This window comes from Myxococcus sp. CA033, assembly GCF_013336625.1.
GTDB classification, from domain to species: domain Bacteria; phylum Myxococcota; class Myxococcia; order Myxococcales; family Myxococcaceae; genus Myxococcus; species Myxococcus llanfairpwllgwyngyllgogerychwyrndrobwllllantysiliogogogochensis.
The window spans coordinates 1,091,635-1,113,150 of sequence record NZ_JABUMU010000001.1; the positions used below are offsets into that span (position 1 = coordinate 1,091,635).

The 21,516-nt window shown below is 70.6% G+C and carries 21 protein-coding genes; 10 read left to right on the forward strand and 11 right to left on the reverse strand.

All coding sequences use genetic code 11. The features are described 5' to 3' along the window. Positions 1-41: 41 nt before the first annotated feature. Positions 42-779 (reverse strand): PspA/IM30 family protein, encoded by a 738-nt coding sequence (locus HUA78_RS04280; RefSeq protein ID WP_141648171.1) that lies wholly within the window; start codon positions 777-779, stop codon positions 42-44. Positions 780-1,042: 263 nt separating this feature from the next. On the opposite strand from HUA78_RS04280, the gene HUA78_RS04285 reads away from it, so the two are divergent. Next, on the forward strand, positions 1,043-2,401 hold the full coding sequence (locus tag HUA78_RS04285) for a sensor histidine kinase KdpD (protein ID WP_254623540.1): 1,359 nt from the start codon (positions 1,043-1,045) through the stop codon (positions 2,399-2,401). Here the strand turns inward: HUA78_RS04285 and HUA78_RS04290 are convergent. The 5 genes from HUA78_RS04290 to HUA78_RS04310 form a co-directional block, all read right to left on the reverse strand. Continuing rightward, entirely contained in the window at positions 2,387-3,739 is a 1,353-nt protein-coding gene (locus HUA78_RS04290; RefSeq protein ID WP_141648173.1) for a 5'-deoxyadenosine deaminase, read from the reverse strand. The two genes, HUA78_RS04285 and HUA78_RS04290, sit on opposite strands and share 15 nt — an antisense overlap. Positions 3,740-3,755: 16 nt before the next feature. Further along, positions 3,756-4,160, reverse strand: coding sequence for a cytidine deaminase (locus HUA78_RS04295; RefSeq protein WP_174453072.1), 405 nt, complete (start codon positions 4,158-4,160; stop codon positions 3,756-3,758). Positions 4,161-4,191: 31 nt separating this feature from the next. Further along, positions 4,192-4,557, reverse strand: a complete 366-nt coding sequence (locus tag HUA78_RS04300) for a PilZ domain-containing protein (protein WP_141648176.1) — start codon at positions 4,555-4,557, stop codon at positions 4,192-4,194. Between the two features lie 373 nt (positions 4,558-4,930). Then, positions 4,931-5,341 carry an SET domain-containing protein-lysine N-methyltransferase gene (locus HUA78_RS04305; RefSeq protein WP_141647622.1) on the reverse strand — a complete coding sequence of 137 codons (411 nt, stop codon included), beginning with the start codon at positions 5,339-5,341 and terminating at the stop codon, positions 4,931-4,933. A 102-nt stretch (positions 5,342-5,443) separates the two neighbouring features. Then, a complete protein-coding gene (locus HUA78_RS04310) occupies positions 5,444-6,055 on the reverse strand; it encodes a TetR/AcrR family transcriptional regulator (RefSeq protein WP_174453070.1) in 612 nt (203 codons plus the stop codon). Between the two features lie 161 nt (positions 6,056-6,216). Here HUA78_RS04310 and HUA78_RS04315 point away from each other — a divergent pair, with 161 nt between their 5' ends. Beyond that, complete coding sequence (locus HUA78_RS04315) at positions 6,217-6,966, forward strand: SDR family NAD(P)-dependent oxidoreductase (protein WP_174475714.1); 750 nt, start codon at positions 6,217-6,219, stop codon at positions 6,964-6,966. Between the two features lie 74 nt (positions 6,967-7,040). On the opposite strand, the gene HUA78_RS04320 is transcribed toward HUA78_RS04315, so the two are convergent. Beyond that, positions 7,041-8,345, reverse strand: coding sequence for a thymidine phosphorylase (locus HUA78_RS04320; RefSeq protein ID WP_174475715.1), 1,305 nt, complete (start codon positions 8,343-8,345; stop codon positions 7,041-7,043). A gap of 78 nt (positions 8,346-8,423) precedes the next feature. Between HUA78_RS04320 and HUA78_RS04325 the strand changes: the two genes are divergently transcribed. The 5 genes from HUA78_RS04325 (at position 8,424) to HUA78_RS04345 (ending at position 14,779) form a co-directional block, all read left to right on the forward strand. Further along, positions 8,424-9,617 (forward strand): BMP family protein, encoded by a 1,194-nt coding sequence (locus HUA78_RS04325; RefSeq protein WP_141647626.1) that lies wholly within the window; start codon positions 8,424-8,426, stop codon positions 9,615-9,617. Between the two features lie 53 nt (positions 9,618-9,670). Further along, positions 9,671-11,215, forward strand: a complete 1,545-nt coding sequence (locus HUA78_RS04330; protein WP_371745491.1) for an ABC transporter ATP-binding protein — start codon at positions 9,671-9,673, stop codon at positions 11,213-11,215. After that, positions 11,208-12,353, forward strand: coding sequence for an ABC transporter permease (locus HUA78_RS04335; protein WP_174475716.1), 1,146 nt, complete (start codon positions 11,208-11,210; stop codon positions 12,351-12,353). The genes HUA78_RS04330 and HUA78_RS04335 overlap by 8 nt, the downstream gene beginning before the upstream one ends. Beyond that, positions 12,346-13,275 carry an ABC transporter permease gene (locus tag HUA78_RS04340; RefSeq protein WP_174453065.1) on the forward strand — a complete coding sequence of 310 codons (930 nt, stop codon included), beginning with the start codon at positions 12,346-12,348 and terminating at the stop codon, positions 13,273-13,275. The genes HUA78_RS04335 and HUA78_RS04340 overlap by 8 nt, the downstream gene beginning before the upstream one ends. A 421-nt stretch (positions 13,276-13,696) precedes the next feature. Next, positions 13,697-14,779 (forward strand): sensor histidine kinase, encoded by a 1,083-nt coding sequence (locus HUA78_RS04345; RefSeq protein ID WP_254623541.1) that lies wholly within the window; start codon positions 13,697-13,699, stop codon positions 14,777-14,779. Positions 14,780-14,798: 19 nt separating this feature from the next. Here HUA78_RS04345 and HUA78_RS04350 read toward each other — a convergent pair whose 3' ends face one another. The 4 genes from HUA78_RS04350 to deoC form a co-directional block, all read right to left on the reverse strand. Further along, a complete protein-coding gene (locus HUA78_RS04350) occupies positions 14,799-15,440 on the reverse strand; it encodes a hypothetical protein (protein WP_174453063.1) in 642 nt (213 codons plus the stop codon). A gap of 77 nt (positions 15,441-15,517) precedes the next feature. Further along, positions 15,518-17,245, reverse strand: a complete 1,728-nt coding sequence (locus tag HUA78_RS04355; protein WP_141647632.1) for a phospho-sugar mutase — start codon at positions 17,243-17,245, stop codon at positions 15,518-15,520. Between the two features lie 68 nt (positions 17,246-17,313). Then, complete coding sequence (locus HUA78_RS04360) at positions 17,314-17,706, reverse strand: TraR/DksA C4-type zinc finger protein (RefSeq protein WP_141647633.1); 393 nt, start codon at positions 17,704-17,706, stop codon at positions 17,314-17,316. A gap of 15 nt (positions 17,707-17,721) precedes the next feature. After that, the gene (gene deoC, locus HUA78_RS04365) at positions 17,722-18,555 is read right to left on the reverse strand and encodes a deoxyribose-phosphate aldolase (RefSeq protein WP_174461540.1); all 834 of its coding nucleotides are present in this window, start codon (positions 18,553-18,555) and stop codon (positions 17,722-17,724) included. 114 nt (positions 18,556-18,669) lie between these two features. On the opposite strand from deoC, the gene HUA78_RS04370 reads away from it, so the two are divergent. Genes HUA78_RS04370 through HUA78_RS04380 form a run of 3 tightly spaced genes read left to right on the forward strand, consistent with a single transcriptional unit; the run spans position 18,670 to position 21,448 of the window. Beyond that, a complete protein-coding gene (locus HUA78_RS04370; protein WP_174461637.1) occupies positions 18,670-19,905 on the forward strand; it encodes a ComEC/Rec2 family competence protein in 1,236 nt (411 codons plus the stop codon). Beyond that, a complete protein-coding gene (locus tag HUA78_RS04375) occupies positions 19,902-21,197 on the forward strand; it encodes a ComEC/Rec2 family competence protein (protein WP_174453060.1) in 1,296 nt (431 codons plus the stop codon). The genes HUA78_RS04370 and HUA78_RS04375 overlap by 4 nt, the downstream gene beginning before the upstream one ends. Beyond that, the gene (locus HUA78_RS04380; protein WP_174453059.1) at positions 21,194-21,448 is read left to right on the forward strand and encodes a DUF3006 domain-containing protein; all 255 of its coding nucleotides are present in this window, start codon (positions 21,194-21,196) and stop codon (positions 21,446-21,448) included. Before HUA78_RS04375 ends, HUA78_RS04380 begins: the two co-directional genes overlap by 4 nt. Positions 21,449-21,516: the final 68 nt, after the last annotated feature.

Sequence of the window (21,516 nt, forward strand, 5' to 3'; positions counted from 1 at the left end):
CCCAGGTCTCTTCCCTTCATCATGATGCCGACCGCCGGGGCCTACTCGACCCCGACCTTCTTGCCGATGGTCTTCCCCGTCTGTCCACTCACGTCAGACACCGGGGCGGGGCTCTCCATCAGCCCCATCTCCATCTTGAACTGCTTCACCAGCTCGTTGGCCTGGATCTTCTCGGCCTCTTCCTCAATCTGCGCGGACTGGTGGTCCACCGACTCGAGCGCCATCTGCATGCGCGCCTCGTTCACGGCGGTCCGCTCCTCCACCTTGCGCAGCATCTCGTCGTGCGTCGAGTCGATGCCGGCGACGGTGAAGGACTCCATCGTGTCGGCCACCTTGGCCTGCCACTTGGCGCGTCGCGCGTCGCGAATGGCCGTCATGGCCTCCGCCGTCTTCTTGTCCTTCTCCCGCATGAACGCCTTCTTGACGTTCAGCGCCTTCTCGTACGCCAGCCGCGCCGTCTCCAGCTGCGCCTCGTTGCGCGCCAGCGCTTCCTTTTCCACCTGGAGCTTCGTCGCGTACTGCGCCGCCAGGTCGTCGCGACCGGCCTGGATGGCGGCCTTCACCTTGGCCGTCAGCCCGCGCACGTCGTCCTTGTACTTGGTGTTCTCCTTCTCCAGCAGCGTCACATTCGCCCGGACCATGGCGATGGACTCATTCATCTTCGGGACCTGGTCGTTCAGGTCACGGATGTTCTGCTCGAGGATGAGCTCCGGATCCTCGATGGAGGAGACGAAGAAGCCCGCGAAGCTGCGCAACGCCCTCTTGAGTCTGTCCCACATATCGCCGGTCTACCTCCGTCCAGACCTACTTCCAGCCACCTTACACGAACTCAGGGGGGAGCAAGCAGCCGCATCCACCCCTCTGATCAGTGCTACGCGAACTCACCTAAGGCGATTGCCCACCACCCACAAGTCCCATCGCGCCTCCCTGCTCGCACGCCGCCAGTGAGGGCCCGCGAGCCGTCCCCTGGCGGCCTCCCCCAAGTGGGGGACTTGCCCCGGCGCCGGGAAGCGGGGAAAACCCTGCCCCAGTGGACAGTGCGTTGGGTTGGACCCACTCCTCCTTCGATGACTCGCTGGCGCGCGCCGTGGACGCCCAGCGACGAAGCGTGCTGGGCACGGGCGCGGCGGTGCGGCTCGTCGGCGCGACGCTCTTCCTGATTCTCACCACCACGCTGTGGCTGACCGGCGGCGAGGACTGGAGCCCCTACCCGCTCCTGCTGGTGCCCTATGTGGGCGTGGCGACGGTGCTCTTCGTCGTGCGCAACCGCCCCGAGGCCAGCTGGCTGGGCATCGTCCAGTCCCCCGTGGACGTCGCCCTCGTCTATGGCCTGCAGCACCTGGCCCTCCCCATCTCGCCCTTTCCAGCCGGGGTGGCGGGCTTCAGCCTGGGCCTCTTCGCCCTCGTCGTGACACTCAGCGGGCTCGCCCTGCGCCCCACCGTCGTCTACGGCACGGCCGCGCTGTCGTCGGTGGCCCAGGCGGCGCTGATGCGTGAGGCGGGCGTCGGCTGGGGCGCGGTGGTCATCGCCGTCGTCACCCTGATGATGGTCGCGGCGGTGAAGCACTACGGCACCGGGAGGGTGCGCGTGCTCGCGGTGGCCCTCACCCGCGCGGAAGTGGACAGCGCCCTGGAGGCCCGCCGGTTCCAGGAGGTCGAGGAGGCCCGGCGCATCATCGCCAGGATGCTCGACGAGGAGCACGCGAAGAACGACGAGCTCCGGGCGCTCCAGCACGACAAGGAGCTGCTGACGCAGTTCCTCGTCCATGACCTTCGCTCGCCCCTGTCGGCGCTGACCATGACGCTGGCCTGGATGGAGCAGGAGCTCCCCCAGGGCCACCTCCACGAGTCCGCGCGCACGGGCCTGGCCGTCACCGCGCGCCTGGACCGGATGATCACCGACATGATGGACGTGCCCCGGCTGGAGCAGGGCCGGCTGGAGCCCCGCAAGGTGCCGCTCGACATGGGCCGATTGCTGGAGGACGTACGCCGCTCGCTGGAGAACGTCGCCCGCGCCCGCAAGCTCACCCTGGACGTCGTCGCGCCCCGAACGCTGGCACTGCACGGAGACCCGGAGCTGCTCGTCCGCGTGGTGGAGAACCTGGCCACCAATGCCCTGCGCTACGCGCCCACGGGCGGCCGCGTACGGCTGGAGGGCGGCACCGACGCCCAGGGCGCATGGCTGGCGGTGCGCAACGACGGCCCGCCGATTCCGGGCGAGCTGCGCGCGCGCCTCTTCGACAAGTACGTGCAGGGCGACCAGGAGCGAGACAACCGCCGGGGCTACGGCCTGGGGCTGTACTTCTCCCGACTGGCCGCGGAGGCCCACGGAGGAACGCTCTCCGTGGAGGACACCCCGGACTGGCCCACGTCCTTCGTGCTGCGGCTACCGACCGCCTGAACCCCGGGCGCGCTGCCGACGGCGGAGGATGCGCTCGACGTTGGACTTCGCGCTGGCCATCACCGACGACGCGTCCAGCGTGGTCAGCACGCCGTCCTTCAACACCGGCTTGCCGTCGATGAAGACGTGCGTCACGTCGCTGCCGCGCGCGGAGTGCACCAGCGGAGCCAGGATGTCCTCGGCCGAGGGACCGCAGTGCAGACCGCTCACGTCCACGACGGTGATGTCCGCGCGCTTGCCCTGCTCGAGCGAGCCCACCTCGTCCTCCAGCCCCAGCGCCCGGGCGCCGTTCAGCGTGGCCATCTCCAGGACGCGCAGGGGCGTCATCGCGCGAGGCCCCACGCGCGGGTTGTGCAGCACCGCCGCGAGCCGCATCTCGTGGAAGATGTCGAGCGTGTTGTTGCAGGGCGCGCCATCCGAGCCCAGCGCCACCGTCACGCCGGCCTCCAGCAGCTCCGGTACCTTGGCGATGCCCGAGGCGAGCTTGAGGTTGGAGCCGGGGCAGTGGCACACCACGGTGTGCGTCTCGCGGATGAGTTCCTGCTCCTCCGCGGACAGCCACACGCAGTGGGCCAGCGTCACGTGCCGCCCCGTCAGCCCCAGCGTGTGGAAGAAGTCGACGTTGTCCCGGCCGCCCGAGTACTGGCGCACCGCGTCCGTCTCCTTCGCGTTCTCGCTGGCGTGGGTGTGGATGCGCACGTTGTGCTCGCGCGACAGCTTCGCCACCTCGCGCATCAGCTCCGGCGTGCAGGACAACACGAAGCGGGGCGCGAAGGCGTAGCGCAGCCGCCCCTCGTGCGTGCCGTGCCAGCGCTCCAGCAACGCCAGGCTGTGGGCCAGCGACTCCGCGGTGGATTCGCGCAGGCCGTCGGGTACGTTGGCGCCCGCGTCCATCATCGCCTTGCCACCCACCAGCCGGAAGCCGGAGTCCCGCGCGGACTCGAAGACCGCGTCGTAGTGATGCACGCTGCCCATGTCGAGCGCGGCCGTGGAGCCCGAGCGGATCAACTCCGCGAAGGTCAGGTCCGCCGACGCGCGCATGGAGGCCGCGTCGTGGGACGCCTCGAAGGGCCAGATGCGCTCGCGAAGCCAGTCGAGCAGCTCCATCCCATCCGCGCGGCCCCGGAACAGCGTCTGGCAGGCGTGCAGATGGCCATGGATGAGGCCCGGCAGCACCACCTTCCCCGCCACGTCCACCACGCGCCGCGTTCCACGGGCCTTCAGGCCCCGTCCCACCTTCGCGATGCGCCCGTCCTGGACGAGCACATCAGCGCCCACGAGCACCTCTCGCTCGCGGTTCATCGTCACCACGGTGCCGCCGGTCAGAAGCAGATCCACGGGTGCTCAGGCTCTCTTAGAGGAAGTCCTTGGTGAAGGCGTGCGGCAGCAGCTCGCCCAGGGAGTAGCGCATCTCGTCCCCTCGAGGGGTGCGGCTGCGCACCTGCATTTGCGGCGTGCCGAACTCGGCCATCACCTGCCGGCACATGCCGCACGGCGGGACGGGTGTGGCCGTGTTCGCGACGACCGCCACCGCCACCGGCTGGGAGCGGCCCTGCGCCACGCCCGCGGCGAACGCATTGCGCTCGGCGCAGACCGTCAGCCCGTAGGTGGCGTTCTCCACGTTGCAGCCGGACATCACGGAGCCGTCCGCGTACAGGACGGCGGCCCCTACCGGGAAGCGGGAGTACGGCACGTGCGCCCGCTCGCGCACCCGGGTGGCCTCTTCGAACAGCCGCTCCCAGGGAATCTCATCCGCCATGTCGCCGCCTTCCTAGGTGACGGGGTGGGCCTCAGCGAGGTTCGCCCGCGAGCCGCATGTCGTCCAGGTGGCGGGCGATGGCCAGCTCCGCCTCCACCGGCAGGTCCACGAAGCGCACGTGCGCGGCGGGGCCCTGCGGGCCATCCGTCACGTGGAGCACTTCGCCCTTCGCCTCCACTTCGTCGGGAAGGATGGGCAGCGTGAAGCGCACCTCCACCTGCGCGCCCGCCTCCAGTCCGGGGCCATTCCAGGCGCAGCCGCCCAGGGACAGGTCCCCATCCCGTGCCTCGAAGTCCGCCGAGCTGCCCGCCCGGCGCACCTTCAGGCGCATGGGAATCCGGGGGGAGTCGCGCCGGTCCTCGGCCTTGTCGCTCATCGAGTTGTTCCTCTCGGCCATCGCCGTTCCAGTCCTGCCGCTCATGCCCGTACCACCGCCGGAAGCCCCTTGGAGGTGGCCCGCCCCCGGGGCCACGCGCGCGGCTCACCGGGCCCGGCCAGCGGGGCGTCCTCTGGGAGGTCGAAGCCCACCCTCGGCTCCCCCTTCCAGGTCCCCCGGCGAACGGCCACGGCCGCCTGCGTCACGTGTCCATGAAGCACCATCCGCCACCCATCATACGCTTGCCCACCCGCCAGGGAGGCGCCGAATTTCATCCCCCGCGTGGGTTCCCCCAGGAATGTCCTGTACCAGGAGTGCCCCCTCTTTGCGCCCTGCGTCGAACCCGGCGGCCCCCCAGGGCCCGCTCACGCCCCCCGGAACGCACCCCGAGGGCTCAAGGGGGGACATCCTCGTTCCGGGTGTCCCACCACTCCTCGCCATAGCTGATGAAGATCTGCTCGCCGGGGTGGATGTCCCTCAGGGCGTAGAAGGTGAAGATGTCGCGGTCCACCGCGCGGTAGTACGCGGCGGTGGGCTCCTTCGCGTGGTTGTAGAGCATGCCGTAGCCCAGCACGAGCGCGACCCAGTCCCCCGCGGGCTGCTGCTCGCGCTCGCCCCAGCGAATCTGGAAGACGTAGTCGTCGAGCGGCGGATGCCGCGTGTGCTTCTGCAGCATCTTGAGGTAGCGACACTCCTCGATGAGTTCGCCCGCCTTGATGAACTCATCGGTGAAGACGCCGAAGCCCCACTCGCAGGGCCGGACCTTCACTCCTGGATGGAGATACAGCGCTTCGCCCGTGTTCATGCGTCCCTGCCGCCGTTGGGGCCAGAAAGATGCCGCGTTCCGGGGCCGACGTGAAGGACCGAGCGAAGCCTCCTCGACCACCGGAGGGGACGGCGAACTTCCTCAGGCGGGCGGCCACGCGAGCAGGGAGGTCCGGGCCACGCGCCGCAGGTCCTCGCGACTGGCTCCCGTGGCGGCCTGGACGGCCATGCCCTGCGAGACGGTGGTGAAGTAGCGCGCCAGGTCCGCGCAGTCGACGTGCGCCGGAACGTCCCCCTCGCGCTGCCCCTGCTCGATTCGCTCGCGAAGGGCCTGCTCTCCCGCCGCGCGCCTCGCCGCCAGCTCCCCCTGGATGGGGGCGGCATCCGCGCCGCTCACCAGCGCGCCCTGCACGGTGATGCAGCCCTTGGGCTCCCGGGGCAGCGTCTGCGCGTCCGCCAGCCCGAGCAGCAGGTGCTCGACGGCGGCGCGGGCCGTGGGCCTGGCGAACGCGTCCCGATAGAGGACCAGATGGCGCTCGACGTAGCGGTCCAACGCCTTGCGGAACAGCGACTCCTTGTTGCCGAACGCCGCGTACAGGCTGGGCCGGTTGATGGCCAGATGCTCCGTCAGGTCCGACAGCGAGGTGCCCTCGTACCCCTGCCGCCAGAACAGGCGCAGCGCACGGTCCAACGCCTCATCCACGTCGAAACCCCGGGGACGCCCCACCTGGGCGGCTGCCGTCTTCGGTTTCATACCGTTCGATACTAATCCCCTTGACGGCTCCGGGCCAGGACTCTACATCTATACCAATCGGTACACATCCCGCGTCTGGGCTCGGGCGGGACCGCGCGGAGCGCGCCTGGGTGTGTCCAATTCAGTACCGACAAGTACACAACCTGGAAGGAATGACGAACATGGCCAAGAAGCTCGCAGGCAAGGTGGCGCTGGTGACGGGGGGTTCTCGGGGGATTGGCGCGGCGACGGCGCGGGCGCTCGCGCAAGAAGGGGCGGATGTGGCCATCAGCTACGTCGCCTCGGCGGAGAAGGCCCAAGCGCTCGTGCGGGAGCTGGAGTCCCAAGGCGTCCGGGCGGCGGCCTTCCAGTCCGACCAGGGCGTACCGGCGGAGGCAGCGAAGCTGGTCCAGACAGTCACCCAGCGCTTCGGTCGGCTGGACATCCTCGTGAACAACGCGGGAGTGGCCACGCCAGGAGCGGTCGACAGCCCGGAAAGCGATGCGGTGGCGTTCGAGCGACAGCAGAACATCAACGTCCACGGGGTCATCGCGGCCATCCGCGAGGCGGTCAAGGTGATGGGCCAGGGCGGGCGCATCATCACCGTGGGCTCCAGCATCACCGGGCGCGTGGGCATGGCCGGCATGGCGGACTACACGGCGACGAAGGCGGCGGTGGTCGGCTACACCAAGGGCGTGGCGAGAGACCTAGGCCCCAAGGGCATCACCGTCAACGTGGTGCAGCCGGGCTTCACGGCCACGGACATGTCCTCCGGCCTTGAGCCGATGAAGCCCGCCATCAACGCGGCCATCGCCCTGGGCCGCTTCGGCCGTCCCGAGGAGATCGCCGACAGCATCGTGTTCCTCGCGGGCCCGGGTGCCACGTACATCACGGGCACCGTGCTCAACGTCGACGGCGGCCACGGCGCGTAGGCGCACGGGCCATCACCGTCACGAGGGGCCAGGCACCGGACCCCGAGCCGCGCGGGCTCGAGGTCCGAGCCGCCCTACTCCACCCGCTCGCGCACCAGCGGACGGGGGGCGGGGGCGGCGTCGCCGAAGTGGTAGGCCGCCAGCAGACGGGCCTTCACGCCCTCCACCGGAGCTTCGTCGTTGTAGTGCACGCGGACCACGGGCTCGCCCTTCACCACGGCCTCGCCCGTCTTCTTCAAAAGGGTGAAGCCCACGGCGGGGTCTATCTTGCTGTCCACCCGCTGACGGCCCGCGCCGAGCGCCACGCCCGCGAGGCCCACGCCCTCCGTGTCGATGCCCGTCACATACCCTCCACGGGGCGCCACCACGTCCACCGTGGAGCGCGCCTGGGGCAGGAGCGAGTAGTCGTCGATGGAGCGCGGGTCTCCGCCCTGCGACAGGACGATTTCCTTCAGCTTGCGCAGCGCGCTGCCATCCGCCACGGACTTGCGCAGCTTCTCGCGCGCCTCCTCCACGGTGGCGGCCTTCTTGCCGAGCACCAGCATCTCCGCCGTCAGCGCGTAGGTGATTTCGGTGTAGTCGTCCGGGGCCTCGCCACGGAGCATGTCCACCGCCTCCATCACTTCCAGGGCGTTGCCCACCTTGCGCCCGAGCGGCTGGTCCATGTCCGTCAGCAGCGCGACGACCTTGCGCCCCATCTCCGCGCCCAGGCCAATCATCGTCCGGGCCAGCGTGCGGGCATCCTCGTCGCGCTTCATGAACGCGCCGCTGCCGACCTTGACGTCCAGCACCAGCGCGTCGATGCCCTCCGCCAGCTTCTTGCTCATGATGGAGGACGCAATCAGCGGGATGCAGTCCACCGTCGCCGTCACATCACGCAGCGCGTAGAGCTTCTTGTCCGCGGGCGCCACCTGCGCCGTCTGGCCAATCAGGCAGCAGCCCACCTCGCGCACCAACCGGCGGTACTCGGACGTCGACAGATTCACGTTGAAGCCGGGGATGGACTCCAGCTTGTCCAGCGTCCCGCCCGTGTGGCCCAGGCCCCGGCCCGAAATCATGGGCACCGGCACCCCGCACGCCGCCGCCAGGGGCGCCAGGCTGAGCGACACCTTGTCGCCCACTCCGCCCGTCGAATGCTTGTCCACCTTCACGGCCGGGGTGTCGGACAGGTCCAACACCTCGCCCGACTCCAGCATGGCGCGCGCCCAGGCGCCCAGCTCTCGGGAGTCCAGCCCCCGGAAGAAGACGGCCATGCACATGGCCGCCATCTGATAGTCCGCTACCGTTCCCGCCGTATATGCCTGGATGAACGCGCGGATGTCAGCCGGCTCCAGCCGGCCCCCATCCCGCTTCGACTTGATGAGCTCGTAGGGTTGCACGGGGACTGCCCATACCAGGAACCCGGGCCCCCATGCACTTCCGCGAAAGGCGCCTCCGCATCTGGTAGATAGCCAGCCATGACGCTTCGCCTTCAGGTCCTCGCCCTCACGGCGCTCCTCTGCGCCTGTTCCAAGCAGAAGGAAGAGACGCCCCCCTCCGGCGCTTCGGCCCCCGCCTCCGCTCAGCAGGAGGCGAAGAAGCCGCTTCCCGTGGGCCTCGTCATCGACGTGGGCGGCCGGGGTGATCACTCGTTCAACGACGCCGCCCTGCGCGGCCTGGAGCTGTGGGCCGCCGGCAAGCGCTACGAGGGCGGCAAGTACGTGGACGCCACGCCCGACGACGTGCGCAAGTCCCTGCCCGGCCACCTGGCCTCCATCGCGTCCACCCTCCAGCCCCTGCCCATCCAGCCCGTCGTCCTCCAGAGCAAGGCCCAGGAGGACTACGTCCCCAACCTCCAACTGCTCGTGGACCGGGGCTCCCAGCTCACCATCGGCAACGGCTACCTGCTGGCCAACGCCGTGCGCAGCTCGGCCCAGGAGAACCCCCAGGCCCGCTTCCTGCTCATCGACAGCCAGGTGCTGGATGCCCAGGGAAAGACGCTGCGGCTGCCCAACGTGCGCACCGTCCTCTTCAAGGAGCACGAGGGCAGCTTCCTCGTCGGCGCGCTGGCGGGGCTGGTGACGAAGACGAACAAGGTGGGCTTCGTGGGCGGCATCGAGGTGCCCCTCATCCAGCGCTTCGAGGTCGGCTATCGCGCCGGCGTGAAGACGACGAAGCCCGAGGCGGCCCAGGCCCTGATGTCCGTCTACACCGGCAGCTTCAACGACATGGCCGCGGGTAAGCAGGTGGCGCAGGACCTCATCGCCAAGGGCGCGGACGTCATCTTCCACGCGGCGGGCTCGGACGGCATCGGCGTCATCCAGGCGGTGAAGGAGGCGCGCGCGGCCGGCAAGAGCGTGTACGCCATCGGCGTGGATTCGGACCAGTCGCACGTGGCGCCGGAGGCCATCCTGACCTCCATGCTGAAGCACACGGACCTGGTCGTCTACCAGGCCGCGAAGGACCTGGTGGACGGCAAGTTCACCGCCACCGAGCAGGTGCTGGGCCTCAAGGAGAACGGCGTGGCCATGGCCGAGGTCCGGGTGGACTTCCCGGGCAAGGCGGAGGCGCTCCAGAAGGTGGAGGCGCTGCGCCAGCGCGTCGTCTCCGGACAGCTCCAGGTGCCTTCCGTCCCGGCGGACCTCGCCACCTTCCAGGCCGCCGCGCCCTGATTTCCCTTCGACACATCCAGAAGCGCTTCGGCGCCGTCACGGCGCTGGTTGACGTGTCCCTCGATATCGGCGCGGGCGAGCTGCTCGCGGTGGTGGGAGAGAACGGCGCGGGCAAGTCCAGCCTGATGAACGTCCTCTACGGGCTCTACCATCCGGACTCGGGCGAGGTGTCCGTGCACGGTAGGTCCGTGCGCCTCAAGAGCCCTCGGGACGCGATTGCCCTGGGCATCGGCATGGTGCACCAGCACTTCATGCTCGTGCCCACGCTGACGGTGGCGGAGAACGTGGTGCTCGGCCGCGAGCCCACCCGCCGGGGGCTGTTCGACTGGGAGCGCGCCGTCAGGGAGGTCGCCGCCACCTGCGAGCGTTTCGGCTTCGTGTTGGACCCGCGCGCCCGCGTGGACACGCTCACGGTGGGCTCGCAGCAGAAGGTGGAAATCGTCAAGGCGCTGCACCGGGGCGCCCAGGTGCTCATCCTCGACGAGCCCACCGCCGTCCTCACCCCCCAGGAAGCCGACGAACTGGCCCGCGTCATGCGCGGCCTCGTCGCGCAGGGGCGCACCGTCGTGCTCATCAGCCACAAGCTGAAGGAAGTGCTCGGCGTGGCGGACCGCATCGCCGTCATGCGGCGCGGCCGACTGGTGGCGGAGGTGAGGCCCTCGGAGACGTCGGCGACGGCCCTGGCCGCCCTGATGGTGGGCGAGAGCCAGCGCGCCGTGACGGGCCACGCGGCGGCCTCGGGTGAGAAGCTCCCCAGCGACGCCCTGATGGAGGCGGTGGGGCTCCCGGTGCGAGGGGACGACGGAAGGCCCGCGCCAGGCGGCGGTGAGAAGCCCGGCGACGTCCTGCTGGAGGCAACGGGACTCCAGGCCCGAGGCGACAACGGGTGCCCCGCGCTGCGCGGCGTGGACCTGACGGTGCGCGAGGGAGAAATCGTCGGCATCGCCGGCGTGGACGGCAACGGACAACGCGAGCTGGCCGAAGTGCTCACCGGCCTGCGTCCGCTGACCGCGGGTGGCGGCACGCTGCTCGGAGGAGCGCTGACGGGGCTCACGCCCGCCCAGGCGCGAGCGCGCGGCGTGGGCCACGTGCCCGAGGACCGGCTGCGCCGCGCGGTGGTGAAGGCGCTCAGCGTGGAGGAGAACATCGCCCTGGGACGCCACACGGGGCCGCCCTTCGCGCGGGGCCTGTGGATTGATTTCGCCGGGCGCCGCGAGCGGGCCCAGACGCTCCTGGCCTCATACGACGTGCGCCCGCCCGAGCCGACCCTGCCCTTGCAGGCCCTGTCGGGTGGCAACCAGCAGAAGGTCGTCGTGGCGCGCGAGCTGGATGCCCGGCCGCGTCTGCTCGTGGTGGTGCAGCCCACGCGAGGCCTGGACATCGGCGCGGTGGCGCAGGTGCATGCGCGGCTGCGCGAGGCGCGGGCCCAGGGGACGGGAGTGGTGCTGGTGTCACTGGACCTGGAAGAAGTGCTGGCCCTGGCGGACCGCGTCTATGTGCTCTTCGAGGGCCGCGTGACGGGCCAGTTCACCCGGGCCGAATACGACGAGCGGGAGATGGGACGTCGCATGCTGGGAGCGGAGCAGGCCCATGGGTGAGCGGACACGGCAGGCCCTGCCCTCGGTGCTGTCGGTGCTGTTGTCGCTGGTGGTGTGCTGGCAGCTCATCGCCCTCACCCGGGACACGGACGGCACGGCGGTCGCCACGGCGGCCTATCTCGAGATGCTCTGGGGCGGCATTGGCGACTGGCCCCGGTTCCTCGAGGGTGCCGCCGTCACCGTCCTCACCCGGCCCCTGGGCGAGGCGGCGATGAAGGCGGCGCTGCTCACCCTCACCGGCCTGTCCGTCGCGGTGGCCTTCAAAGTGGGCCTGTTCAACATCGGCGCGCAGGGACAGATGCTGCTCGGCGCGCTCGCCGCCGCGGTGGTCGGCGCGCACGTGGCCCTGCCCGGCATCCTGCACATCCCGGCCGCGCTCCTCGGCGCGGCCGTGGCCGGGGCCGCCTGGGCGGGGATTGCCGGCGCGCTCAAGCTGTACCGGGGCGTGCACGAGGTCATCTCCACCATCATGCTCAACTGGGTGGCGGTGCGACTGGTGGACAACTGGCTCGTCGTCGGGCCGTTGCGCGGCGTGGCCGAGGCCGGCGCCTCCATCTCCGGCACGGCGGAGATCCACCCCACCTCGCAGCTTCCACGACTGCTGGGTGACAGCTCCCGCCTCAACCTGGGCTTCATCCTCGCCGTCGTGGCGGCGGTGACGGTCTGGGCGTGGCTTGCGCGCACCCGCTCCGGCTTCGAAACGCGCGCGGTGGGCCTGGGTGATGAGGCGGCGCGGGCCGCGGGCATCCCCGTGGCGCGGCGCGCGGGGCTCGCCATGGCGCTGGCCGGAGCGCTCGCGGGACTCGCTGGCGCGGTGCTCGTGCTGGGCACCGAGGGCCGCTATCCGGGCACGCTCGGCGCTCCCTACGGCTTCGACGGCATCGCCATCGCCCTCATCGGCAACAACCACCCGCTGGGCGTGGGCGCCGCGGCCCTCTTCTTCGGTGTTCTGCGAGCGGGTGGCACGCGCATGCAGCTGCTCGATGTGCACAAGAGCTTCCCCGAGCTCATCCAGGGCCTCGCGCTGCTCTTCGTGGCCGGACGCCTCATCTGGCTGGCGGCGCTGCGCCGTCGAAGCACCCCGACAGTCGCCACGGCCGCGCCGCCTGCTCCGGCCGCGCAGGTGCCCCATGCTTGAAATCATCCACCGGCTCCTGTTCGCCACGCTGGACGCGGCCCCCGCGCTCGTCTTCGCCGCCCTGGGCGCGGTGCTCTCCGAGCGCGCGGGCGTCGTCGCCGTGGGCGTGGAGGGGATGATGCGCGTGGGCGCCTTCTGCGCCGCGGTGGCCGCGCTCGTCATGCCCACGCCGCTGGCCGTGGGCGTCGGAATGCTCGCGGGCGCGACGCTGGCGGCGGTGCACGGCTACCTGTGCATCCGCTGGCGCTCGGACCAGGTGGTGTCCGGCATCGCCCTCAACCTCGTGGCCCTGGCGGGCGGCACCTTCCTGCTCGAGACGCACTTCGGGCCCAACGGGACGCCCCCCATCCAACAGCTCGCCCCCTGGAACTGGCCCGAGCTCGCCTCGGTGCCCGTGCTGGGCGCGCTCTCCGGCCACGCCGCGCCCACGTACCTGGCGCTGCTGTTGCCGCTGCTGCTCCAGGGGATGTTGACTCGCACGCCCCTGGGACTCCGCCTGCGCGCCGTGGGCGACAAGCCCCACGCGGTGGCCACCCTGGGACTTTCCGTTCCTGCTTTGAGGTGGGGCGCGGTGCTGGGCGGTGGACTGCTCGCGGGCCTGGGTGGCGCCGTGCTCTCCACCACCGTGCTGGACCGCTTCGAGCAGCACACGCCCGCGGGCCTGGGCTTCATGGCCCTGGCCGCCATGGTGTTCGGCCGCTGGACACCCCTGGGCGCCTTCTTCGCCGCGGCCTTCTTCGCCTTCGGCAACGCGCTGCGAATCGGCCTCGCCTCCAGCGCCCCGGGCCTCCTGGACGTCGTCCCCCAGGGCGTCCTGCTCGCGCTGCCCTACCTCCTCACCCTCCTGGTCCTCGCCTTCCAGGGCCAGCGCAACAGCACCCCTGCCTCACTCGGCGTCCCATACGAGCAGGAGTCCCGCTGAGGTCACCAAACCAGTGCGAGTCATTCTATACCCGGGTATAGAATGATTCCTGGTCAGGAGTGACCCCCAGGTGTCTGGTGGCCAACGTCCTCTCCTTCGGATGGTGGAGAAAGACGACACTCCAACCCCCTGCCGTTATTGGATGGAACTCCGGGTTTCTCCGGGATTGAGACACGGGGCGTCGGAAATCACGACGGCACGCGCCTCGCATAATGAGGTCAGGTCGGGCCGCGCCGGATTGGAATCAGGCCACCGGGGGGGAGGCTTCATCCAATCTGTCGCAAGGTCCGGAGGGACTCCTTGTGAAACCCGGGCCCGGTCGGTCCGGTCAACACGGCGGGGGTGGGTGATGCTGGATACGACGGGAACGACCGAGACGTACAGACCCCGCGTTTTGGCGGTGGACGTGGAGTCAGAAGGCATGGAGCGGCTGTGCTCCATCCTGGCCCCCGCGGGCTACGACGTCCTGCCAGCGCGTGGGAGCGGGGCCCGACAGGCCGCGGACCTGGTGCTGCTGGACGTGGAGCGTCCGGGGACGGATGGGCTGGCGGCGTACCGACGGCTCCAGGCGGAGCTGGGTGCGCTGTCTGTGCCGGTGCTGATGCTGACCCGCAGGGCGGACCGCCAGACGCGGCGACAGGTGCTGGAAGCCGGAGTGGATGATCTGCTGACCACGGAGCCGTTGGATCCGCTGGAGCTGAAGGTCCGCGTGCACACGCTGCTGGAGCTCAAGGCGCACCGCGACCGCGGTGGGCAGCGGGCCGAGGAGCTGTTGGATCCACGCACCCGCTGGGTGGAGATGGAGCGACTGGCGCGCGTGGGCACGCTGGCGGCGGATGTCGCGCAGAACCTGGGTCACATCGGCGAGGGCCTCCAGCGGGCGCTGGGGCACGTGCGCGAGCGCGCGCTGCAGGGCCTGCCGCCGGACGTGGACGAGCTCAAGAAGCTGGGTGTCGCCGGCGAGCAGATGCGGCTGTACGGCCAGCACCTGCTCTCGCTGGGCCCCACCAACCCCAAGGACATCCAGCGCTTCGACCTGCGGGAGCTGGTTCCCGGGGTGGTGGAGCGGGTGCGGGGCAACGGCCGTCTGGGCGCCGCCGAAGTGACGGTGGTGCTGCCGGAGGACCCCATCGCCGTCGTGTTCAACCGCCGCCAGTTGGAGCAGGTGCTGGTGGAGATCCTCGCCAACGCGGCGGAGGCCGTGGAAGACGTGATGGACCGGCCGCGTCGCATCCACGTGGGCGTGGAGCTGCCGGACATGTTCGGCGACTTCGGCCCGCGCCTGTTCGTGAAGGACACGGGCATCGGCATCTTCGAGGACGAGCTGCAGGCCGTCTTCGAGCCCTACTACACGACGAAGCCGCCGGAGAAGGGCGCCGGGCTGGGCCTCACCGTGGCGCGCGCCCTGGTGGAGTCCATGGGCGGCAAGCTGACGGTGCAGAGCCGCGTCAACCTGGGCAGCACCTTCACGGTGGAGCTGCCCGAGCAGACGTCCTCCTGGTAGGCCCGAACCGGCGCGTCGCCTAGAAGCGGTAGGCGATGCCGAAGAGGGCTTCCATGGCGAACTCGCTCTCATCCCAGTCGGGGATGAGCGAGGGGCCCATGCGCAGGTTGAAGGTGGCCGCCAGCCGGCTGTCGATGAAGTACTCCAGCCCGCCGCCCACCAGGATGGGGATGACGGGGCCGATGCCCTCCCCGAAGTAGACGTGGAAGGGCATGTCGATGCCCACGTTCACCATCAGCGCGCTGGACACGGGGATGCCCACGACGAAGGCCACCGGCAGCGCCAGGCCCACGTCCGTGTCGCCGTCGTCGAAGTAGAAGAGCGGCCCGGGCTGGAAGGTGAGCGCGAAGGAGACCTGGTTCGTCTTCGCCAGCTCCAGCCGCATCCACGCCTGCAGCTTGATGCCGGGCGAGGTGTGGCGCACCCAACCCTCGCGGCCCCAGTTGAAGCTGAACTTGCCGCCGATGTCGAAGCGCTCCGAGCTGCCGTGGAGCACGCCCAGCGTGAGGCCGGGCCAGCCAATCTGGCCAGAGAACGCCGTATTGCCCCGCCCCAGTGTGTCGGCGGCGAGCACGGACCAGCCCTGCCCCCGCGCCAGCGCGGTACCAGGAAGGGCCATCAGACAGCAGGCGAGGAGGACTCCAGGAACGAGGCGCTTCACACGAATCCTTTCGACGGGGGCCACGCGAGGCGCGGCCAGGGGGAAACCGAGGCTCGAGATGAGGTGTGAATCAAGACTCAGGTGGGTTGTCCACGCTCACGTGCGAGCGCGACAAAAGCGTCGATGAAGGAGGTCAACCGGGCCTCGGCGCGAGCACGAGCCTGGGCCAGGGGCTCCCCGGCACCCGGCGTCTCCTTGCGCTCGAAGTAGTACTTGATCTTCGGCTCGGTGCCGGACGGACGCAGGGTGACGCGGCCCCCGCCCTCCAGTTCCAGCGCGAGCACGTTGGACGGCGGCAGGCCATTCACGCCCCGCTGGTAGTCGAGCACGGCCCGCACGGCCTCCGTGCCGATGTGGGAGGGAGGCCGGGCACGGAAGGCGTCCATGATGCCGCGGATGACCTGCGCGCCCGCGGCGCCGGGCAGCGTGACGTTGCGCTGGGCACCGACGTAGAGGCCGTGCCGGCGCTGGATTTCCTCCAGGTAGCCGAGCACGGTGGTGCCGCGCGACTCGCACCACGCGGCCAGGTCCGCCATGACGAGCGCCGCGCCGACGCCGTCCTTGTCCCGCGTCACGGTGCCGGCGGTGTAGCCCAGCGCCTCCTCGTAGCCGAAGACGAACTGAGTGCCTTCGGCGTGCTCGCGTTCCAGCGCGCGGTTGGCGATCCACTTGAAGCCCGTGAGCACCTCGTCATACGCCGCGCCGAGCGAGCGGGCGATGTCCCCCAGCTGCGTCGACGAGACGATGGTGGTGACGACATGTGGCCGAGCGTGCTTCGTCCCCTGCGTCAAAAGGTAGTGGCCCAGCAGCACACCCACCTCGTTGCCGGTGAGCATGCGCAGCCCACCGTCCGCCTCGCGGGCCATGACGGCCAGCCGGTCCGCGTCCGGGTCATTGGCCAGCACCAGGTCGGCCTTCACGCGCTCGGCGGTGGCGCGAGACAGGTCCATGGCGCCGGGCTCCTCCGGGTTGGGGAAGCGCACCGTGGGGAAGCGGCCGTCGGGCATCTGCTGCTCGGCCACGGGCGTGAAGCGCGGGAAGCCCGCGTCGCGCAGGGCCCGCTCCGCCCAGACTCCGCCCACGCCGTGCATCGCCGTGTAGACGATGGACAGCGTGTCGGAGCCCTTCTTGTGCACGCGCAGCCCGAGGATGGCGCGCAGGTAGTCCTCGCCCAGAGAGTCCGGGATGTCGCGCCACAGGCCCTGCTCGCGAGCCTGGGCCACCGTCAGCAGGGGCACGCGGTTGGCGGGCTCCACCCGGGCAATGGCGGCGGCGATGCCCGTGTCGTGCGGCGGGATGATTTGAGCGCCGTTGCCCCAATACACCTTGTAACCGTTGTACTCGGGTGGATTGTGGCTGGCCGTCACCATGATGGCGGCGGCGGCGTTGAGGTGGAGGCAGGCGTACGCGGTGAGCGGCGTGGGCACCGGCGGTGAGAAGACGTGGGCGGGGATGCCCTCGGCGGCGAGCACGGCGGCGGTGTCCTCCGCCAGCTCCGCGCTCAGCCTGCGCGCGTCACGGCCCACCACCACGCCCCGGGTGGCGGCGTCCGGCACATGCTCCTTGAGGTAGCGCGCCAGGCCCGCGGTGGTGCGGCGCACCACGGCGCGGTTCATCCGGTTGGGCCCGGCGCCCAGCACGCCACGCAGGCCCGCGGTGCCGAACTCCAGGTCTCCGGCGAAACGGTCCGCCAGTTCAGTGAGGTCTCCCTGGGCGAGCAGCCGCGCCAGTTCGTCGGCGGTGGCGGGGTCGGGGTCCGCCAGGCGCCACGCCTCCGCCCGCTCTCTCAGTCCGGTGTCGTTCATGGAGCCTCGAAGCCTCGTACGGTCTGGGCGCGCGCGGAAGACAAGCCTCGCCGCGCCGGTGGAGTTTTTCAGCTGTAGTCGGTGAGCTTGCGACGCGTGGCGCGGCCCTTGGGGCCGTCCTTGCCGCCCTGGCACGTCACGCACAGCTCCGCGTAGGGCATGGCGCGCAGCCGCCCGAGCGGAATCTCATCCCCGCACTCCTCGCACTCACCGAAGGAGTCCGGCTCGTCGCGCAGCTTGCCCAGCGCCTTGAGCACGCGGGCCAGCACGCCGTCCATGTTCCGGTTCCGGTTGGAGGCGATGGCCTGCATCATCTCGTTGAGGGGCTGCTCGTCCTCGTCGCCGCCGATGCGCGCCTCATCGGTGCGGTTGGGCTCGATTCTCGAGGGCGTCTTCTCGGTCAGCTCGGCATGCAGCGCCAGCAGCAGCGCCTTGAGTTCGTCTCGCTGTTTCGCGTTCACGTCGGCTCCGCCGGGTCAGTACTTCGCGGTGGAAACCTGGCCGGTGACGATGGCCACCGACGCGGAAGCGCCCAGTCGGTTGGCGCCCGCGCGCAGCATGTTCATGGCGTCCTCGGACGAGCGGATGCCGCCGGACGCCTTGACGCCCACGTCCTCGCCCACCATGGCGCGCATCAGCGACACGTCCTCCACCGTCGCGCCGCCCGAACTGAAACCCGTGGACGTCTTCACGAAGGCGGCGCCCGCGGCCTTCGACAGCAGGCAGGCGAAGACCTTCTCTTCGTCCGACAGCAGCGCGGTCTCCAGGATGACCTTCACCGGCAACGGGCTGCTGGCCTTCACCACGGCGGCGATGTCCGTGAACACGAGCGTGTGGTCCTTCGCCTTGAGCGCGCCGATGTTGACCACCATGTCGATTTCGCGCGCCCCGGCTTCAATGGCCTCGCGCGCCTCGAACGCCTTGGCCGACGACAGCGCCGCGCCCAGCGGGAAGCCCACCACGGCGATGGGCACCGTGGAGGAGCCCGCGAGGATTCTGGCGACGGTGGCCACGTGCGAGCTGTTCACGCAGACCGTGGCGAAGCCGTGCTGACGCGCCTCCTCGGCCACCTTCACCACGTCCTCCTGGCGCGCCTCGGGCTTGAGCAGCGTGTGGTCGATGTACGGCGCCAGGTCCGAGGCGGACCGGATGGAGTCCGGGTCCACGCGCCCCGTGCCGTGGCGGGTGAAGGCGTCGGGAGCGGCGTCGGTGGGGGGGGCCTCCCGGGCGCCCGTCAACGCCTGAACGCGGCGGCGGGCCTGGTCGGCGATTTCCTCGACGTACTTGAAGAGGTCCTCGGAGTCGGACATGGCGGCCCCTTAGCCCACTTCGAGGTCCTCGGGAAGCGCGCGGGCGACCCGTGCGTTTCCTGCTCGCACCCGAGGTGCCGAGGGTGGGAACGTGGCGGTAGAGTCCGCACCGTGATGTCCCGTCTCCGGCTGTCCAGCTTCCTCGCCCTCCTGCTCGCCGCGCTTCCAGGCATCGCCGCGGGCCCACCCTCCCCTCCCACTCCCAGCACCGACACCAGGCCGCTCACGGTCCACTTCTTCGACGTGGGCCAGGGCGACGCCGCGCTCGTCATCTCCCCCACGGGCAAGACGGTCCTCATCGACGGCGGCCCTCCCGAAGCCCGGGAACGACTCGCCGCCCGCCTGCGCACCCTGGTGACGGGGCCGCTGGACCTGGTCATCCTCACCCACCCGCACCTGGACCACCTGGGCGGACTCACGGACGCGCTGCGCGCCGTCGGCGCCCGGCGCTTCATGGACCCGGGCTTCAACCACCCCAGCGAGGCGTACCGGGATTTGCTCGGCTTCGTCGGCGAGTCGGTGGGCCAGGTGATGAACCCGGAGCCCAATCCCGCCACGCCGGACTCACTGCTCACCATCGGCCTGGGTGAGGGCGTCTCGCTCACCGTGCTATGGCCGCGCGCGCCGAAGGAGCCCTTCCTCGTGGGAACGCGCTCGGACGCCAACTCCAACTCCATCGTCGCCAAGCTGACGTACGGGAGGACGGCCTTCCTGCTCGTCGGCGACGCGGAGCCGGACACCGAGGCCGCCCTGCTCCAGCGCCCCCTGGACCTCACCACCACCGTGCTGAAGGTCGCCCACCATGGCGGACGGCACTCCTCCACGGCCGCGTTCCTCGCCGCGGCGAAGCCCCAGGCCGCCGTCATCTCCTGTGGCGCCAAGAACGACTACGGCCATCCCGCGCGAGAGACGCTGGAGCGGCTCGACGCCGTCGGCGCGCACGTGCTGCGCACGGACCGGGATGGCGAAGTGGTCGCCGCCAGCGACGGCCATACCGTCACGCTGCGTGCGAACGGAGGCACCGGCGCGCTGCTCGTCGTGCCGGGCGGAATCACCCCGGGCCCCATCGCGCTCGGACCCGTCGTGCCTGGCCACTCCCGGCCAGGGCGCGGCACCGTCGAACCGCGAGACGAGGTGAAAGTCCCTTCACCTGGAACCGCACCCGGTGAGCGAGGCTCGACGCCCGCGAACACCGAGGGACAAGGCCCCTACGTGGGGCTCAAGGGCAGCAAGGTGTTCCACCGCGAGACGTGCTCCACGCTGAAGCGTTCCAAGTCTGAACGCACGCTCTTCCTGAACCGCGAAGCCGCCCTACGCGAGCGTCGCCCCGCCGAGGATTGTCACCCATGAGCCCGCGCCATCTCGCCCTGCTGGGGACCCTGCTGGCCCTGGCGGCCTGCAAGGAATCGCCGGACCCGTCCGCCACGCGTGCCACGGAGGCCAAGCGCTACTTCGGCAACGCCCCCGACGGGAAGCTGCACGTCTACTTCTTCGACGTGGGCCAGGGGGACGCCGCCCTCATCGTCTCCCCCACGGGAAACACGGTGCTGGTGGACTCGGGCCCGGAGAAGGCCGCGGGCCACCTGGTGAACCGCCTCCCGGAGCTGCTCGTCAAGCAGCTGGACCTGGTCATCCTCACCCACCCGCACAACGACCATCACGGAGCGTTGGACCCGGTGCTGCGGCGCGTGGGCGCGCGACAGTTGATGGAGCCGCAATTGCCCTCGGCGCCGCGCGAGTACGACGCCCTGCTCACCTCCATCAGCGGGCGCCGCATCCAGGTCGTCTCGCCCGCGCCGCCGACGTCCACGCCCAATGCCCCCCAGCGCATCAACCTGGGGGACGGCGTGTCGCTGACCATCCTCTGGCCCCGAGCCCCCAGCGAGCCGCTCCTGGAGGCGTCCGAGGCCACGCTGGAGATCAACTCCATCGTCATGCGGCTCTCCTACGGCGAGACGTCGGTGCTCTTCGCCGGTGACGCCCTCGCGCAGACGGAGGAGTACCTGCTCGCGCGAGAGGTCCCCATCCAGTCCACGCTGATCAAGGTGGGGGCTCACGGGCTCGCGGGCGCCACCACCGCGCCCTTCCTCGCCCGCGTGGGCGCCCGCGCCGCGGTCATCTCCGTGGGCGCCGACAATCCCTTCAAGGCGCCCGCCGCCGCCACGTTGGAGCGCTTGAAGGCCGCGCACGTCCAGGTGTTCCGCACCGACGTGGATGGCGAGGTGCAGGTGGTCAGCGACGGCAAGTCACTGGTCGTCACGCCCGAGCGACTGCCGCAGGGCAGCCCCAGCGACACGCGCTACACGCACCCGGGTCAGGGCCCCACGCCGGAGCCGGACTTCTGGGCGGGCAAGCCCCTGCCCGAGAAGAAGGTCCCGCCCCCGCCCCCTCCCCCCGAGGACCTGCGGCCCATCGACACGCTCCAGACGACCCGGACGGAGCCGCCCGCGCCCGTGGCGGAGGGGCGCACGGACCGCTCGAAGAAGTACAAGGGCCCGTACCACGCCAGCCGGAAGCGGCAGCTGTTCCACTTCCCGGACTGCGACGGGGCGAAGAAGATCCACCCCGAGAACCTCATCGTCTACAAGACGCGCGAGGCGGCGGCCCAGGAACGACGTCCCGCCCAGGACTGCAACCCATGACGAAGACACGCGTGTCGCGGGCCACGCTGGACCGCATCGAGGACGACGTCGCGGTGCTCATCGTCGAAGGGCGCGAGGTGACACGGCCCCTCACGTCACTCCCCTCGGGCGTGCGCGAGGGTGACGTGCTGGACCTGGAGACGATGCGGGTGGACGCGGAAGCCACCGAGGCGCTGCGCGAGGAAGTGCGCCTGGCGCGTCAGCGGGCGATGCAGGGCAAGAAGCCGCCCGCGGGCGACTTCGACCTCTGAGGCGGACGCTCGGCGGCCGCGCCAGGTCCCGGGGCCTCCCCTCGACGAGAGGAAGAGGCCCGGGGCCC